This window comes from Streptomyces durmitorensis, assembly GCF_023498005.1.
Lineage (GTDB): Bacteria > Actinomycetota > Actinomycetes > Streptomycetales > Streptomycetaceae > Streptomyces > Streptomyces durmitorensis.
Map to the genome: position 1 here is coordinate 5,268,586 of NZ_CP097289.1, position 16,504 is coordinate 5,285,089.

The window sequence follows — 16,504 nt, forward strand, 5'->3', positions numbered from 1 at the left end:
GGGCGGGAAATCCGCCGCGAAGCGGCATCAGAGGGGGCCCCGGGCAGAGGGGGCGGGCACGCCGGTGTAGGCCCAGGGGCCAGGAGAAGGTAGCGTGCGTAGCGCGCCTGCGGCGGTTGTTCTTGGCCGCGCGCCTCTCGGTCATCCCGCAGAATGGATGACGTAGGTGCGCCCGAGGACGTTCGGGCGCGGACGTCGACGCGGCCCTCCGGTCCGCTCCGTCCGCACTCCCGCGTATGGGTGGCGCACTCGTGAGACGGCGTAATGGAGAAGCGATACCTGTGAGCGCAGCGACAACGCGAAGCCGTACCCCGCGTACCCCGCGTACTCCCGACCGCCTGTGCGCCGAGGCGGTGGGACTGGCCCGGGACGCGGCCGAAGAAGCCGCCGCGCCCGGTGTGGTCGGCGAGCACGTCGAGGCCGTGGTCGAGGGCGACCGCGTCGTCACGCACCTGTTCGAGTGCAAGGACTTCGGCTACCGGGGCTGGCGCTGGGCCGTGACGGTGGCCCGCGCCTCGCGCGCCAAGGTCGTCACGCTCGACGAGACGGTGCTGCTGCCCGGTCCCGACGCCTTGCTGGCCCCCGAGTGGGTGCCGTGGAGTGAGCGGCTGCGCCCCGGTGACATGGGCCCGGGGGACCTGCTGCCCACGGACGCGGAGGATCTGCGCCTGGAGCCCGGTTACTCGGGCGAGGAGGAGCCGCCGCCGAACTCCGTGTTCTCGGAGGAGATGGCGGAGCTGGTCGAGGCGGAGGACGCCGAGATCACCGCGGAGCCGTCCGCCGAGGTGCCGTCGGCGCCCGCGCGCGGCTCGATCGCCGCGATCGCCGACGAGCTGGGCATGCGCAGGGCGCGCGTCCTGTCCCGGTACGGCCTGCATGCCGCGGCCGACCGCTGGGAGGAGTCGCACGGCGCGAAGACGGCGATGGCGCAGGCGGCGCCCGCGTCCTGCGTCAGCTGTGGCTTCCTTGCCCCGATCGGCGGATCGCTCGGGCAGGCGTTCGGTGTGTGCGCGAATGAGTTCGGTCCGGCGGACGGGCATGTCGTGTCCCTCGCGTACGGCTGCGGGGGCCACTCGGAGGCTGCCGTGATGCCGAAGCCGTCGCGGCCTGCCGCGCCCGTCCTCGACGAGACCCGGGTGGACGTCCTGCCGCTGCGGCCCGCGCCCGACTCGGGGTCGGTGCCGTTGGAGGGGGCGGCGGAGGAACTCGGCCACAGCTGAGCTCTGGGCTCCCGCTGGGGGAAACCCCAGGACGCGGTACCGTTCGCCCCGCGAACCAAGCGAGGGAGACGACACCGTGAGCAAGACCGTGCGGCCGGCGGCCGAGGGTAATGACCCGTTCGGCACGGCACGGCTCCGGCGGGGGGTCCTCGACGCCTGGGCGGCCAGTCCTGCCCGGTTCCGGGAGGACGCCAACGCCGAGGAGGACCTCGCCCTCGGCGGCTACCGGGACCGGCTGATCGTCGAGCTCGCCCAGAACGCCGCCGACGCCGCGGCCCGCGCCGGTGCCCCGGGACGCCTTGCCCTCACCCTCCGGGACGGAGTGCTCGCCGCCGCCAACAACGGCACCCCCCTCGACGCCACCGGCGTCGAGTCCCTCTCCACCCTGCGCGCCTCCGCCAAGCGCGAGGAGCAGAACAACGGCGCCGTCGGGCGGTTCGGCGTCGGCTTCGCCGCCGTGCTCGCCGTCTCCGACGAGCCCGCCCTCGTCGGACGTACCGGCGGCGTCCGCTGGTCCCTGAGCGAGGCCCGTGAACTCGCCGCCGACACGGCCCGGTTCAGCCCGGGGCTCGGGGACGAGGTCCGCAGGCGTGACGGGCACGTGCCGCTGCTGCGGCTGCCCTTCGCCGCCGAGGGGAGCGCCCCGGACGGGTACGACACCGTCGTCATCCTGCCCCTGCGCGACGCCGCTGCCGAAGATCTCGTCGTGCGGCTGCTCGACGGCATCGATGACGCTCTCCTCCTTGCCCTTCCCGGGCTCGAAGAAGTCGTCGTCCAGGTCGGGGACCAGGCTCCCCGCACCCTTCGCCGCACCGCCGAGCCCGGCTACGTGGACGTCTTCGACAGCCGTGACGATGTCGGTGATGGTGACGGTGGCACTCGCTGGCGCATCGTCAGCAGGCAAGGCTCCCTGGAGCCGGACCTCCTCGCCGACCGGCCCGTCGAAGAGCGGCTGCGGCCCCACTGGTCCGTCACCTGGGCCGTGCCCACCGACCGCGAAGGCGCCCCGAAGCCGCCCCGCAGCGCCCCCGTCCTGCACGCGCCGACCCCCAGCGACGAGCCGCTCGGGGTGCCCGCCCTGCTCATCGCCTCGTTCCCGCTCGACACCACCCGGCGGCACGCGGCGCCCGGACCCCTCACCGACTTCCTCGTGCAGCGCGCCGCCGACGCGTACGCCGAACTCCTCGCCGACTGGCGGCCCGTCGGGGAAGGCATCATCAGCCTCGTCCCCGGCCCGCTCGGCAAGAGCGAGCTCGACGGCGCGCTGCGCCAGGCCATCCTGGACCGGCTGCCCCGCACGGCTTTCCTGCCTCCCGCGGTGGAGGCCGTCCCGCAACAGGACCCCGACGTACCCGAGTGGGAGGTCCCCGTCGCGCTGCGGCCGCGTGACGCGGAGGTCGTGGAGGGCGCGGGCGCCGACACCGTACGCGTGCTCGCCGATGTGCTGCCGAGCCTGCTCCCGGCGGGACTTGAGCGGCGGGCCGAGCTGCGCACCCTCGGTGTCGCCCGCGTCGCGCTGACCGAGGCGATCGACCGCCTCGCGGGTCTGGAGCGGGAGCCGGGCTGGTGGCGGCGGCTCTACGACACCCTCGCCGGCGTCGACCCCGACCGCCTGACCGGGCTTCCCGTCCCGCTCGCCGACGGGCGCACGACCATCGGGCCCCGCCAGGTCCTCCTGCCCGTCACCGGCGACGACAGCGACCCCGCCGCCCTCGTCCGGCTCGGCCTGAAGGTCGCGCACCCCGACGCCGTGCATCCCCTCCTGGAGAAGCTCGGCGCCCTGCCCGCCACGCCCCGCGCCGTCCTGACGACTCCTCAGGTCCGCGCCGCCGTCGCCGCGTCACTCGACGACGACACGTGGGACGAGGACGCCGTGGACGCCGAGGAGCTGGCGGACATCGTGCTCTCGCTCGTCCGCGACGCGAACCTCGCGCCCGGCGACGAGCCCTGGCTCGGCGCGCTCGCCCTCCCTGACGACGAGGACGGCGACCTCGCTCCCGCCGGGGAACTCGTCTTCCCCGGCAGCCCGTTCGCCCAGATCATGAGCGAGGACGAACTCGCCACGGTGGACGCCGATCTCGCCGAGCGCTGGGGCGAGCAGCCGCTGGCCGCGTGCGGTGTGCTCGCCACGTTCGCGCTGGTCCGCGCCACGGACATCGTGCTCGACCCGGACGAACTGGAGCCGCGCGACGGCGACTTCGCCGAGCCCGACGACGCCGGTCTGCTCGACGCGGTCGACGTGTGGTGCGAGGACGTGCTCGACCGGCTTCCGGAGACGCCCGTGCCGCCGGTCGCGACCGAGATCATCGCCGTACGGGACCTGGATCTGGTCGACGAGGACTGCTGGCCGCAGGCCCTGGCGATGCTCTCGCGCCCGCCGCTGCGGGACGCGCTGACGCAGCCGCTGCGGATCCTGCTGCCGGACGGCACGACGGAGACCGTCCGCTCGTACACGGCGTGGTGGCTGCGCGGCAATCCCGTCCTCGGCGGCCGGCGTCCCGCCGGTCTTCGGGCCTCGGGCAGTGACCCGCTGCTCGAAGGTCTCTACGACGCTGCCGACGCCTCCGGGTTCGACGACGAGCAGGTGCTGCGCGCACTCGGTGTCCGCACGTCGGTCGCCGCCCTCCTGGAGGAGCCCGGCGGCGCCGCCGAACTGCTCGACCGGCTCGCGGACCCGGAGAGGACCGTTTCGGCGGCCCAACTGCACGCGCTGTACGGCGCCCTGGCCGATCTGGACCCGGAGCAGGTGACGCTGCCGGACGAGGTGCGGGCCGTCGTGGACGGCGAGGTCGTGGTCGTCGACGTGGCGGACGCGGTCGTCGCCGACGCCCCCGACCTGCTCCCGCTGACCGAGGGCGTGGCCCTGCTGCCCGTGGCGCCCCGCAAGGCGCGTGACCTGGCCGAGCTGTTCCAGGTGCGCAGGCTGAGCGAGACGGCGGCCGTGGAGCCCGCGGGGGAGGGGGCCGAGCATCCGGTGCCGGACTCGGTGCGGATCCTGCTCGGGGCGGCCACCCCGGAGACGTACATCGAGCACGAGGAACTCATCGCGGGCGGCGTCGAGCTCGACTGGCGCCGGACGCCGGACGGCACGATTCACGCCGCCACGCTGGAGGGTGTCGCCGCCGGGCTCGCCTGGGCTGCGGGCCAGTGGCCGCGCCGCTTCGAGGTCGCGGCGCTCCTGGAGGATCCCTCGCGTACGGACGAGCTGGAGCGGGACCGCTGGTTCGACTGACCCGTCTGCGGGCTCGCGGGGGCTGACCGCGCAGTTCCCCGCGCCCCTTTCGGGGCCCGGGCCTGCTGATTGGTTGGCTCCTGGGTGCGGCTGTGTCGTGGCTGGTTGCGCAGTTCCCCGCGCCTCCTTCGGGGTCCGGGCCGTTGGGGTGGAATCCTGTCCTCCAGAACCCGGTCACACAATCTTCACTTCCCGTACAACCACAAGTCCCGTTCGCGGGTCTGATCTTCCGAGTCAACAGACTCCTAGATCACTGGGCTCCGCGTGACAACCCCCATACACCGCGGCGCCCCCTTCCCACCTGGGGAAACACATGCGCATCCGTGCCACCGTGGCCGCACTGACCGGCACCCTGGCTCTGTCCGCTCTCGTCGTCCCGGCCGCCCAGGCCGCCGACGAGCCGAACGTCCCGAAGTTCGCGCCCTTCGCCGCCAACGCGCCCGTCGACGAGGTCGTCGGCGACACGAAGATCACGAAGGTCGCCGTCAACGGTGGCAAGAACATCGTGGTCGGCACCACCGAGAAGAAGAAGTTCACCGTCGCCATCACGGCGACCGACCCCGAGGGCATCTACGACGCCGATGCCCTCCTGTGGCACGGCTCGGACATCGAGAGCGACATCGACGGCCTGCTCCTCTCCGATGAGGCCGGGGCCACCTGCAAGGTCGTCAACGCGACCACCTCCACCTGCACGGTCAACGTCACGGTCGACCCGAAGCTCGACCTCTACAGCAACATCCTGGCCGGCAAGTGGAAGGTGTCGGCGAACGCGATCGGCAACGACGGCGACTACGTCATCAAGGACACGGTCGGCTACGCCAGCATCCAGCGCAACGCCCGCCTCACCACCAACGCCTCCCCCGAGCCGGTGAAGAAGGGCAAGACCCTCACGGTCACCGGCGCCCTGACCCGCGCCAACTGGGAGACCTCGAAGTACGCGGGCTACACCAGCCAGTCCGTGAAGCTCCAGTACAAGAAGAAGGGCGCGACCTCCTACACCACCCTCAAGACGATCACGTCCGGCTCCAGCGGCGCGCTGAAGACGACCGTGACCGCCTCCGCGGACGGTTACTACCGCTACGTCTTCGCCGGTACGTCCACGACCCCGGCCGTCACGTCGACCGCCGACTTCGTGGACGTCAACTAGTACCGGCTACGCCGGAAAGCGGCGGCCGACCCAGCGGAAGATGACCTCGATGACCAGTGAGGCCACCGCCGCGATCGCGACCGCCGCCCACGGCATCGTCGTGCCGACCAGCTTCAGCTGGAAGAAGTCCTGAAGCCACGGCACGGTGAGCACCAGCAGGAAGCCGAGACCCATCGTTCCGATCAGCCCGATCCGCCACCACGTGTAGGGGCGGGCGATGATCGCGAGCACCCACATGGCGATCAGAAACAGCGCAAGGGTGGCCGCGCTGGTCTCGGCTTCCCGTGCTCCCGCGCCCGCGTAGTGGTGGCGCGCCAGGAGGTACGTACAGAAGGTGGCGACGCCCGCGACGACACCGCCCGGGATCGCGTACCGCATGACCCTTCGTACGAAGTGGGGCTTGGCCCGCTCCTTGTTGGGCGCGAGGGCGAGGAAGAAGGCCGGGACGCCGATCGTCAGGGTCGACAGGAGCGTCAAGTGGCGCGGCAGGAACAGGTACTCCACCTGCGAGCAGACCACGAGCAGTGCGATGACGACCGAGTAGACGGTCTTCACCAGGAACAGCGTCGCCACGCGCGTGATGTTGCCGATGACCCGGCGGCCCTCCGCGACCACCGAGGGCAGCGTCGCGAAGCTGTTGTTCAGGAGCACGATCTGGGCGACCGCCCGTGTCGCCTCCGAGCCCGAGCCCATCGAGACGCCGATGTCGGCGTCCTTCAGGGCGAGCACGTCGTTCACGCCGTCGCCCGTCATCGCGACCGTGTGGCCGCGTGACTGGAGGGCGCCCACCATGTCGCGCTTCTGCTGCGGGGTGACGCGCCCGAAGACGGAGTTGGCGTCCAGGGCCTCGGCCATCTCGCCCTGTTCCGTGGGCAGTCTGCGGGCGTCCACGGTGTTCTGAGCGCCCGGCAGGCCCAGCTTCCCCGCGACCGCGCTCACCGAGACCGCGTTGTCGCCGGAGATGACCTTGGCGCTGACGTCCTGCTCCTCGAAGTACCGCAGGGTGTCCGCGGCGTCGGGGCGAAGCCGCTGCTCCAGGACGACCAGGGCGGTGGCGCGGGCTCCGGCGGCCACGTCCGGGTCGTCCAGTTCACCGGCGGCGCGGGCCAGGAGCAGCACGCGCAGGCCCTGCTGGTTGAGGTCCTCGATCTCGGCGAGGGACGGGTCGCCGTCGGGCAGCAGCACATCGGGGGCGCCGAGCAGCCACGTCGAGCTGTTGCCGTCGCCCTCGCTGAAGGAGGCGCCGCTGTACTTGCGGGCCGAGGAGAAGGGCAGCGACTCCGTGCAGCGCCACTCCTCGCTGTCGGGGTAGGCGTCGATGATCGCCTGGAGCGACGCGTTCGGCCGCGGGTCGGACTCGCCGAGGGCGCCGAGGACCCTGCGTACGTACGTCTCGTCCGTGCCGTTCAGCGGACGCAGCTCGGTGACGTCCATGCCGCCCTCGGTGAGGGTGCCGGTCTTGTCGAGGCAGACCGTGTCGACGCGGGCGAGGCCCTCGATCGCGGGGAGCTCCTGGACCAGGCACTGCTGGCGGCCCAGACGGATCACGCCGATCGCGAAGGCGACCGAGGTGAGGAGCACGAGCCCCTCCGGGATCATGGGGACGATCCCGCCGACGGTGTAGGCGATGGACTCCTTGAAGTTGTCGTCCTTGACGACGAGCTGGCTGATGATGAGGCCGATCGAGGTCGGGATCATCAGCCACGTCACGTACTTGAGGATCGTGGAGATGCCGCTGCGCAGCTCGGAGTGGACGAGCGTGAAGCGGCTCGCCTCCTCGGCGAGCTGCGCCGCGTACGCCTCGCGGCCGACCTTCGTGGCGGTGAAGGCGCCGCCGCCCGCGACCACGAACGAGCCCGACATCATCCTGTCGCCGGGCTTCTTGATGACGGGGTCGGCCTCACCGGTCAGGAGCGACTCGTCGACCTCCAGGCTGTCGGTCTCGACCGCCTCGCCGTCGACGACGATCTTGTCGCCGGGCCCCAGCTCCACCAGGTCGCCGAGGACGATCTCGGAGGTGGAGATCTCCGCTGCCACTCCGTCGCGCCGCACGGTGGGCTTGGCCTCGCCGATGACCGCGAGTCCGTCCAGGGTCTTCTTGGCGCGCAGCTCCTGGATGATGCCGATGCCCGTGTTGGCGATGATCACGAAGCCGAAGAGGCTGTCCTGGATCGGCGCGACGAAGAGCATGATCACCCAGAGCACGCCGATGATCGCGTTGAAACGGGTGAAGACGTTCGCCCGGACGATCTCGGTGGTGGACCGTGAACTGCGGATGGGTACGTCGTTGACCTCGCCGCGTGCGACCCGCTCGGCGACCTCGGCGGCACTCAGCCCCGTCGCGCGTCCGGTGGGTGGCGCCACCGGGTGGACCGGGTCGAGCTCGGCGCCCGCGTCGATATGCGTCATGGCATCGACGGTACGGGCGGGATGGGGGGTTCACCCCTTGAGTGGCCCAAAGATCCGACCACGGTAGGACACGGACCGTCCCGTGGTCGTACCGGAGGCTTACCGCGGCAGGTGCTACTCGGAGGCGGCCGCGGCCTTGCTCTGCGCGTCCCGCTTGATCGCGGCGTCGCGGCCCCGCACGTACCAGATGCCGATCAGGCCGAGGCCGGCTCCGGCGAGGCAGGTCCACACCCACCAGGTGGCGTCGCGGTCGTCGAACCAGCCGTAGAACGGCAGCTGCACCAGGAAGAGGACGAACCAGAGGATCGTGCCGCCCGTGATGGTGGCGACGACGGGGCCCTCCAGGGGCTCCGGCGCGTCGTGCTTTGGGGTCCACTTCTCCATGCGCACAGCTTACGAGTACGCGGGGCGGGGTCCCGCGGGGGCTTGTACGGCCAGGCGCCACAAGGGTCTACGCGCGGAGATAGCGAATTCCCTCTCATGTATTCATACTGAAACGGCTCGTTAATGGCTGGTTGTTTTCGTAAGAACAAACAAATCGATCAACACTCGCCACTTAACGATCTTCCCCTTCTCTGAGTCCACGAGGTCCCGCATGCCTTCCTCGGCCACAGCCCCGGTCGACGCCAAACCGCCGACGCCCCCGCAGGGCGGCATCGACGGTTTCTTCAAGATCACAGAGCGGGGTTCGACCCTCGTCCGAGAGGTCCGCGGCGGCTTCGCCACCTTCTTCGCGATGGCCTACATCATCGTGCTGAACCCGATCATCCTGGGCAGCGCGAAGGACATGTACGGGCACCAGCTCGACAACGGCCAGCTGGTGACCGCGACCGCCCTGGTCGCCGCCTTCACCACGCTGCTCATGGGCGTCATCGGCAACGTCCCGATCGCCCTCGCCGCCGGTCTCGGCGTGAACACCGTGGTCGCCCTCCAGCTCGCGCCGCGCATGTCGTGGCCCGACGCGATGGGCATGGTCGTCCTCGCGGGCTTCGTCGTGATGCTGCTCGTGGCGACCGGCCTGCGGGAGCGCGTGATGAACGCCGTGCCGCTGAGCCTGCGCAAGGGCATCGCGATCGGCATCGGCCTCTTCATCATGCTGATCGGCCTCGTCGACTCCGGCTTCGTCTCGCGCATCCCGGACGCCGCGCACACCACGGTGCCGCTCCAGCTGGGCGGCGACGGACACCTCAACGGCTGGCCCGTCCTCGTCTTCGTCCTCGGTGCGCTGCTCACGCTCTGCCTGCTCGTGCGCAAGGTGCCCGGCGCGATCCTCATCAGCATCGTCGTCATGACGATCGTCGCGATGGTCATCAACGCGGTCGCGACGGTGCCCTCCTGGGGCCTGACGACGCCCGAGTGGCCCGGCAATCCGGTCGCGACACCGGACTTCGGCCTCGTCGGTCAGGTCAGCCTGTTCGGCGGCTTCGACAAGGTCGGCCTCCTCACCGGCATCCTCTTCGTCTTCACCGTGCTCCTGTCGTGCTTCTTCGACGCCATGGGCACGATCATGGGCATCGGCGACGAGGCCAAGCTGACCGACGCGAGCGGCAACATGCCCGGCATGAACAAGGTCCTGTTCGTCGACGGCATCGCGGTCGCCGCCGGCGGCGCCTCGTCCTCGTCGGCCACCACCTGCTTCGTGGAGTCCACGGCGGGCGTCGGCGAAGGCGCCCGTACGGGCTTCGCCAACATCGTCACCGGCGGTCTCTTCGCCGTGGCGCTGTTCCTCACGCCCATCGCGACGATGGTCCCGTCCCAGGCGGCCACGCCCGCGCTGCTCGCGGTCGGCTTCCTGATCCTGTCCGGTTCGATCACCCAGATCGACTGGACCGACTTCACCGTCGCGATCCCGGCGTTCCTGACGATGCTGATGATGCCGTTCACGTACTCGATCACGAACGGCATCGGCATCGGCTTCATCAGCTTCACCGTGCTGCGCCTCGCCGCGGGCCGCGGCCGAGAGGTGCCGGCCGCGATGTACGTCGTGGCGGCCGTCTTCGGCTTCTACTACCTGATGCCGGCGCTGGGTCTCACGTAACCCTCCGGTCCTGCGTGCGTACATACGGGGCGGCCGTCAGGCCGCCCCGTAGAATTTTTCCGTCTCCTCGACGGCGCTCTGGAAGCGCTCGTCGAAGTCGTCCCTGATGAGCGTCCCGACCACGTAGTCCTGGACGCTCATTCCCCGTTTGGCGGCGTGCTGCCGGAGCCGGTCCAGGAGCTCCCCGTCTATTCGCAGGCTGAGCACTGTCGATCCCATGCGTGCCAGGGTCCCTGCCGCTCGGCGGCCCGCGTCTCACTTTCCGAAGCCACCTCACTCATATGGGTGACGAAAGGGTTCTGTGGCGCGGGATGAGGGAATCGAGTGGTCTTTAGTTAGAGTAATGAGTTACTCTAACGAACATGCCGGACCTCTCCCATGGTGACGACGCCGCCGCCGTGAACTCCCTGCGCTCCGCCGTGATGCGCCTGTCCCGTCGACTCAAGCACCAGCGGGTCGACGAATCGCTGAGCCCCACCGAAATGTCGGTGCTCGGCACCCTCGCCCGCTGCGGCCACGCCACCCCCGGTGAGCTGGCCCGCAAGGAACACGTGCAGCCGCCGTCGATGACCCGCATCGTCGCGCTGCTCGAAGCCAAGGGTCTCGTCCGGCTAGAGCCGCACCCCGAGGACCGCCGCCAGAAGGTGGTGACCCAGACGGAGACGGCCGAGGCCATGCTCGAGGAGAGCCGCCGCAAGCGGAACGCCTGGCTGGCCGGCCTGGCCGAGCACCTCGACGAGGACGAGTGGGCGCGACTGCGCGCCGCCGCCCCCGTCCTGGAGAAGCTCGCCCATCTGTAGACAGTGCACGTCCATCTGTAGACAGCGCTCACCCATCTGTAGAGAGCGCACGAGGCAGGCCCCGGCCGCCGCCGTGCCACCCGACGCCAAGGAGGCGAACCCACTTTGAGTACGGGATCCGGAGCAGACTCCGCCCCCGCACCAACCGCCCTCGACAAGTCTCCCGCCGCCAAGTCGTCGATGTTCAGCTCGCTGAAGATCCGCAACTACCGGCTCTTCGCCTCCGGCGCCGTTGTCTCCAACACCGGCACATGGATGGCGCGCATCACCCAGGACTGGCTGGTCCTGAGCCTCACGGGATCCTCGGCCGCGGTCGGCATCACCACCGCGATGCAGTTCCTGCCGATGCTCCTGTTCGGCCTGTACGGCGGCGTCATCGCCGACCGCTTCGCCAAGCGCAAGCTGCTCTTCTGCACCCAGGGCGCGATGAGCATCAGCGGCCTGTTCCTCGCCACGCTCACCCTGAGCGGCCACGTCCAGGTCTGGCACGTCTACCTCGCGGCCTTCTTCACGGGCCTCGTCACGGTCGTCGACAACCCGACCCGGCAGTCCTTCGTGTCCGAGATGGTGGGACCCGACCAGGTCCGCAACGCCGTCTCGCTGAACTCGGCGAACTTCCAGTCCGCGCGCCTCATCGGCCCCGCCGTGGCCAGTGGTCTCACCGCGGCCGTCGGCCCCGGCTGGGCGTTCCTCGCCAACGGCCTGTCCTTCCTCGCGCCGCTCACGGGCCTGATGCTGATGCGCACGAGCGAGCTGCACCACACCCCGCGCAAGCCGCGCGGCAAGGGGCAGCTGAGGGAAGGCCTGAACTACGTCTCCAAGCACCCCGAGCTGATCTGGCCGATCGTCCTCGTCGGCTTCATCGGCACGTTCGGGTTCAACTTCCCGATCTGGCTGAGCGCCTTCGCGGACGACATCTTCCACGGCGGAGTGGGGATGTACGGGCTCTTCAACACCCTGATGGCGATCGGCTCCCTGGCCGGAGCGCTGCTCGCCGCGCGCCGCGGCACCTCGCGCCTGCGGCTGCTCGCCGCGGCCGCGATCGCCTTCGGCGTGCTGCAGATCGTGGCCGCGTTCGCACCCGACCTGTGGATGTTCGTCGCCCTGATCGTCCCGATGGGCATCCTGGGCCTGACGGTGAACGTCACCGCCAACTCCTCGGTCCAGATGGCCACGGACCCGGAGATGCGCGGCCGCGTCATGTCCCTCTTCATGATGGTCTTCACCGGCGGTACGCCGCTTGGCGGACCGCTCTTCGGCTGGCTCGCCGACGCGTACGGAGTGCGCCTGAGCATGGCCGCCGGTGGCCTCATCTGCGCCGTGGCCGCGGTCGGCGTCGGCCTGATGCTGGCCCGCGCCGCGAACCTGCGGCTGAAGGTGGATCTGCGGCGCGGGCAGCAGCACGTGCAGTTCGTGCCGCGCGAGCAGCTGGCGACGGCGGCGTGAGCCCCTGTTCGGCTACACCCGCCGGGCCAGGATCTGGCCCGGCCAGGTGCCGTCCTGCTCGACGAAGGCCTCGGTCCGCGTGAAGCCGTTGCGCTCGTAGTACGCGACGAGCTTGCCGTCACCGCCCGCGTAGCAGTCGACCCGGAGCAGGGAGATCCCCTGACTCCGGGTTTCCGCTGCCGCGTGCGCGAGCAGGGCGGAGCCCGCGCCGGAGCCGTGCTTGGCGGTCAGCAGATGGATGTACCGCTCGGGCTCGTCCACCGGCGCGATGTACGACCCCGGCCCGTCGGTCAGGGTGAGCGTGCCGACCGGCTCCCCGCCGGTCTCCGCGATCCAGGCGGAGCCCGTGGTCAGGTACTTCTCGACCAGGGCGATGGTCTTGGGGCGCGTCGACCAGGGCTGGTCGCCCCACTGCCCGGTGCGCCCCTGCGAGACGAGCCAGGCAACGGCGTCGTCGAAGAGGGCGAGGACGGTGGGGATGTCGTCGGGTCCTGCGGGGCGGATGGTTATGTGATCCATGCGGCCATCCTCGCTCAGGGTCTTTCAGCCGGTCCGGCGTTTGAGGACGAACTCGGCGGAGCCGGTGACGACGGGTTGGGGAAAACCCCCGCCGGAGGCGAGACTCACCCCATGAGACTCTTCGCGGCGGTGCTGCCGCCACCGGCGGCGGCGGACGAACTGGCCGAGGCGGCAGCCAAGTTGAAGCCCCTGCCGGGCACCGAAGACCTCCGCTGGACGCTCCGCGAGAGCTGGCACTTCACGCTCGCCTTCATGTCCGAGGTACCGGACGAGACGCTGCCGGAGCTCTCCACCCGCCTGGAGCGCGCCGCGCACCGCACAGCCCCCTTCCCCCTCTCCCTCCAGGGCTCGGGCCACTTCGGCGACCGAGCCCTGTGGGCCGGGGCGGCGGGCGACGTGGACACCCTCCGCCTCCTCGCCCAGCGGGCGGACGCCGCGGCCCGCAAGTCCGGCATCACCATGGAGGAGCACCGCCACTACCGCCCGCACCTGACGCTGGCCCGCGGCCACGGCGAGCCGCCCCTGCGCCCGTACGTCGACGCCCTCGCGGACTTCGCGGGCGAGGAGTGGACCGTGGCCGAGCTGAGCCTCGTACGGAGCAATCTGCCCAGGAGCGGGGTGCCGGGGGAGCGGCCCCGCTATGAGGTGGTCGGTCGATGGCCACTGGGCGGAGCCGGTTAACCTCGACTACGTGGACCCGAAAACCAGGAACCGGATCATGGCCGGTGTGCTCGTAGTGATGTTCGTCGTGGTGGCCGTGGCGGCCGCGGTCGGCCAGTGAGGTGAGGCGATGACCGCGGCCGCGTAGAGCTCCTACCAGGCGAAGGACTCCGGCGAAGGGCCCGGCCCCGGGAAGATCTCGTCCAGGGCGCCGAGCAGCTCGTCCGAGAGGTCGAGCTCGACCGCGCGCAGAGCGCTGGTGAGCTGCTCCGACGTGCGCGGACCGACGATCGGCCCGGTGATGCCGGGCCGGGTGAGCAGCCAGGCGAGCGCCACTTCGCCGGGCTCCAGGCCGTGCTTGTCGAGCAGGTCCTCGTACGCCTGGACCTGCGCGCGCACCTCGGGCTTGGCGAGCTCGGATGCGGCCCGGCCGCTGGTGCGCCGCGAGCCCTCGCCCTCCTTCTTGAGCACGCCGCCGAGCAGTCCGCTGTGCAGCGGCGACCACGGGATGACACCGAGGCCGTAGTCCTGGGCGGCCGGGATCACCTCCATCTCGGCGCTGCGCTCGGCGAGGTTGTAGAGGCACTGCTCGCTGACGAGGCCGTAGCTGCCGCGGCGCTTGGCGATCTCGTTGGCCTGGGCGATCTTGTATCCCGGGAAGTTTGATGAACCCGCGTAGAGGATTTTTCCCTGGCCGATGAGGACGTCGATCGCCTGCCAGATCTCCTCGAAGGGAGTGCGGCGGTCGATGTGGTGGAACTGGTAGATGTCGATGTAGTCGGTCTGCAGCCGCTTGAGCGAAGCCTCCACGGAGCGGCGGATGTTGACCGCCGAGAGCAGATCGTGGTTGGGCCAGGCCGGCTTCCCGTCGAGGGCCATGTTCCCGTACATCTTGGTGGCGAGCACGGTCTTGTCGCGCCGCTCGCCGCCCTGCGTGAACCAGGTGCCGATGATCTCTTCGGTGCGGCCCTTGTTCTCGTCCCACCCGTAGACATTGGCAGTGTCGAAGTAGTTGATGCCCGCGTCGAGTGCGGCGTCCATGATCGTGTGGCTGTCAGGCTCGTTCGTCAGCGGCCCGAAGTTCATGGTCCCGAGCGCGAGTCGGCTGACCTTGAGTCCTGTGCGTCCCAGCTGCGTGTACTTCATGGGTACTCAGCCAACGGCTTGGAGTGGGCTCCAGGCAAGGGGGTCGGGGTGGCTTTGGTCAGTCGCGGGGAAAATCGTCGGTCTTGAGGATGAGGTCGGCCGGCGTGCAGGTCAGGTCGACTTCGTAGCCGAAGGAGAACGGGAGTTCGCTGGCGTAGTCGATGCCGTTGTCGCTCTCCTTGGGCTGGGTGTAGAGGTGGCACTGCCCTTCGTAAGGATCCACGATCAGATAGGCAGGGATTCCGGCTGCCGCGTATGCGTACTTCTTGGCGTAGTAGTCGTTCTCGGCAGTTCCCTTGGAGATGACCTCGGCGACAAATTCGACGTCCTCGTAGAGCCAACCGCGCTCATGGGACCAGTTTGCTTCGTCCCGCAGCTTCGCCACGTCCGGGCAGAAACCGTTCTGGCCTCCGGGAAAATCGATGCGCACGTCGGAGAGCACCATCACTTCCATGCCGAATCTGTCCTCCAGGGCTCGGACGATTCGGCGAATAATCTGCCAGTGCGTGCTCCGTTGCGGCGTCATGAAGACGGCTCCCCCGACGATCTCGACTCGGTAGCCTTCGAGGAAGTGGTCTCGCCCGAGCGCCTTGAACATCACGTCCAGGGCGTTCCTGTCGCCGTTCTCAGCCATCTCGATCCTGTCGGTGTCTACGACGGTCATCGTGGCGCTCCTCCCCGGCTGCCTCTCGGTCGAGTACAGCCGCGCAGTACAACGATACGCACGGAGGCAAGGTCACGACCCGCCCAGCCACCCCGCCGCGTCGAGGCGGAACGCGTCCGGCGGCACGACCGTGCGCAGGTCGGACTCCAGGGCTCGGAGGCGCCGCGCGCCCAGGGCGGAGGCCCACTCCGTCCGCAGCTCCTCGAAGATCGCCGCCGAGCGGCGCAGCATGTCGATGCCGTGCGGGGTGAGGCGGACCAGCTTGCGGCGGGCGTCGGCCGGGTCGTCGGTGCGTTCCGCGTAGCCGAGGGCGATGAGGCGGTCGATCGTCTTCCCCGCGGCCTGCTTGGAGACGCCGAGACGGCGGCCTACGTCGCTGGCGCTCGCGCCCCGTACGCCGATCGCCTGCATCGCGAAGCCGTGGGCCGGGCGTGCGTCGGGGTGGCCCTGGCGGGCCAGCTCGGCGTGCAGCCGGTCGATCAGCGTGCGGAACCCGGCGAAGAGGAGGAGCGGCAGCTCGTAGCCGCGCGCGTCGTCGCTCTCCGGCGGCGCACCCTTCTCCGGCGGCTCACCCTTGCGGGAATCGACAACCTGGTTTACCTTTTTTTCGTCAACCACGTTGTCCATCGTAGGGGGTACGTCTTGTTCGCCGAGCACACCGTGGAAACCGCGCCCGCGGAGTCCCGCGCCGCGATGGAGCGCACGGCCGCCGCCTTCGGGAAGACGCCGAGTGCGGTGGCGCGGCTCGCGGAGTCGCCCGAACTGCTCAACGGCTTCCTGGAGTTGAGCGCGTCCTTCGAGCGGACGACGCTGGAGCCGGTGGCCCGCGAGGTCGTCATCATGACCGTGGCCGTACGCAACGACTGCCACATCTGCGTGACCATGCACACCGCCAAGCTGCGGAAGCTGGGTGCGGAGGCCGAGGTGATCACCGCGTTGCGTGAGGGGCGGGCGCTGGGCGATGAACGGCTGGAGGCGGTACGGCAGTTCACGCTGGAGGTGCTCGCGCGTGCGGGTGGCGTCGGTGACGAGGAGCTGAAGAGGTTCCTTGCGGCGGGTCACACGGAGCGCAATGCCCTGGAGGTCGTGATGGGCATCGGTACGTACACGATGTCGACGCTGGCGAACCGGCTGACGCGCGCCACGTGAGGTGCCCTGGGGGGGCGAGTGTGAGGCACAGGCGGATCACAGCGCGCCCCGAGGGAACGCACCGGAACCGGGCC

The 16,504-nt window shown here is 70.1% G+C and carries 15 protein-coding genes; 8 read left to right on the plus strand and 7 right to left on the minus strand.

Going from position 1 to position 16,504, the window contains the following annotated elements:
* The first annotated feature begins 281 nt into the window (after window positions 1–281).
* The 3 genes from M4V62_RS23750 to M4V62_RS23760 all read left to right on the plus strand — a co-directional run bounded on the left by M4V62_RS23750 (window position 282) and on the right by M4V62_RS23760 (window position 5,599).
* The gene (locus M4V62_RS23750) at window positions 282–1,220 is read left to right on the plus strand and encodes a DUF3027 domain-containing protein (RefSeq protein WP_249589242.1); all 939 of its coding nucleotides are present in this window, start codon (window positions 282–284) and stop codon (window positions 1,218–1,220) included.
* Window positions 1,221–1,296: 76 nt separating this feature from the next.
* Complete coding sequence (locus M4V62_RS23755) at window positions 1,297–4,452, plus strand: sacsin N-terminal ATP-binding-like domain-containing protein (protein WP_249589243.1); 3,156 nt, start codon at window positions 1,297–1,299, stop codon at window positions 4,450–4,452.
* 313 nt (window positions 4,453–4,765) lie between these two features.
* A complete protein-coding gene (locus tag M4V62_RS23760; RefSeq protein ID WP_249589244.1) occupies window positions 4,766–5,599 on the plus strand; it encodes a DUF5707 domain-containing protein in 834 nt (277 codons plus the stop codon).
* A 6-nt stretch (window positions 5,600–5,605) separates the two neighbouring features.
* Here M4V62_RS23760 and M4V62_RS23765 read toward each other — a convergent pair whose 3' ends face one another.
* A complete protein-coding gene (locus tag M4V62_RS23765; protein ID WP_249589245.1) occupies window positions 5,606–8,008 on the minus strand; it encodes an HAD-IC family P-type ATPase in 2,403 nt (800 codons plus the stop codon).
* Window positions 8,009–8,122: 114 nt separating this feature from the next.
* The gene (locus tag M4V62_RS23770; RefSeq protein ID WP_249589246.1) at window positions 8,123–8,392 is read right to left on the minus strand and encodes a DUF2530 domain-containing protein; all 270 of its coding nucleotides are present in this window, start codon (window positions 8,390–8,392) and stop codon (window positions 8,123–8,125) included.
* Window positions 8,393–8,603: 211 nt separating this feature from the next.
* Between M4V62_RS23770 and M4V62_RS23775 the strand changes: the two genes are divergently transcribed.
* Window positions 8,604–10,046 carry an NCS2 family permease gene (locus tag M4V62_RS23775; RefSeq protein WP_249589247.1) on the plus strand — a complete coding sequence of 481 codons (1,443 nt, stop codon included), beginning with the start codon at window positions 8,604–8,606 and terminating at the stop codon, window positions 10,044–10,046.
* A gap of 36 nt (window positions 10,047–10,082) precedes the next feature.
* Here M4V62_RS23775 and M4V62_RS23780 read toward each other — a convergent pair whose 3' ends face one another.
* Window positions 10,083–10,265: a BrnA antitoxin family protein gene (locus M4V62_RS23780; protein ID WP_249589248.1), complete on the minus strand. Its 183-nt coding sequence runs from the start codon at window positions 10,263–10,265 to the stop codon at window positions 10,083–10,085.
* A gap of 143 nt (window positions 10,266–10,408) precedes the next feature.
* Here M4V62_RS23780 and M4V62_RS23785 point away from each other — a divergent pair, with 143 nt between their 5' ends.
* Both M4V62_RS23785 and M4V62_RS23790 read left to right on the plus strand, forming a co-directional pair.
* Window positions 10,409–10,846, plus strand: a complete 438-nt coding sequence (locus M4V62_RS23785) for a MarR family winged helix-turn-helix transcriptional regulator (RefSeq protein WP_249589249.1) — start codon at window positions 10,409–10,411, stop codon at window positions 10,844–10,846.
* 105 nt (window positions 10,847–10,951) lie between these two features.
* Window positions 10,952–12,292, plus strand: coding sequence for an MFS transporter (locus M4V62_RS23790; RefSeq protein ID WP_249589250.1), 1,341 nt, complete (start codon window positions 10,952–10,954; stop codon window positions 12,290–12,292).
* A 12-nt stretch (window positions 12,293–12,304) separates the two neighbouring features.
* On the opposite strand, the gene M4V62_RS23795 is transcribed toward M4V62_RS23790, so the two are convergent.
* Window positions 12,305–12,811 (minus strand): GNAT family N-acetyltransferase, encoded by a 507-nt coding sequence (locus tag M4V62_RS23795; protein WP_249589251.1) that lies wholly within the window; start codon window positions 12,809–12,811, stop codon window positions 12,305–12,307.
* A gap of 111 nt (window positions 12,812–12,922) precedes the next feature.
* Between M4V62_RS23795 and thpR the strand changes: the two genes are divergently transcribed.
* Entirely contained in the window at window positions 12,923–13,492 is a 570-nt protein-coding gene (gene thpR / locus M4V62_RS23800; protein WP_249589252.1) for an RNA 2',3'-cyclic phosphodiesterase, read from the plus strand.
* Window positions 13,493–13,624: 132 nt separating this feature from the next.
* Here the strand turns inward: thpR and M4V62_RS23805 are convergent, their stop codons facing one another.
* The 3 genes from M4V62_RS23805 to M4V62_RS23815 all read right to left on the minus strand — a co-directional run bounded on the left by M4V62_RS23805 (window position 13,625) and on the right by M4V62_RS23815 (window position 15,908).
* A complete protein-coding gene (locus M4V62_RS23805) occupies window positions 13,625–14,617 on the minus strand; it encodes an aldo/keto reductase (protein ID WP_249589253.1) in 993 nt (330 codons plus the stop codon).
* 58 nt (window positions 14,618–14,675) lie between these two features.
* Window positions 14,676–15,281: a Uma2 family endonuclease gene (locus M4V62_RS23810; RefSeq protein ID WP_249589254.1), complete on the minus strand. Its 606-nt coding sequence runs from the start codon at window positions 15,279–15,281 to the stop codon at window positions 14,676–14,678.
* Between the two features lie 72 nt (window positions 15,282–15,353).
* Window positions 15,354–15,908 (minus strand): MarR family winged helix-turn-helix transcriptional regulator, encoded by a 555-nt coding sequence (locus tag M4V62_RS23815; protein ID WP_249589255.1) that lies wholly within the window; start codon window positions 15,906–15,908, stop codon window positions 15,354–15,356.
* A gap of 15 nt (window positions 15,909–15,923) precedes the next feature.
* Here M4V62_RS23815 and M4V62_RS23820 point away from each other — a divergent pair, with 15 nt between their 5' ends.
* Window positions 15,924–16,430, plus strand: coding sequence for a carboxymuconolactone decarboxylase family protein (locus M4V62_RS23820; RefSeq protein ID WP_249589256.1), 507 nt, complete (start codon window positions 15,924–15,926; stop codon window positions 16,428–16,430).
* Window positions 16,431–16,504: the final 74 nt, after the last annotated feature.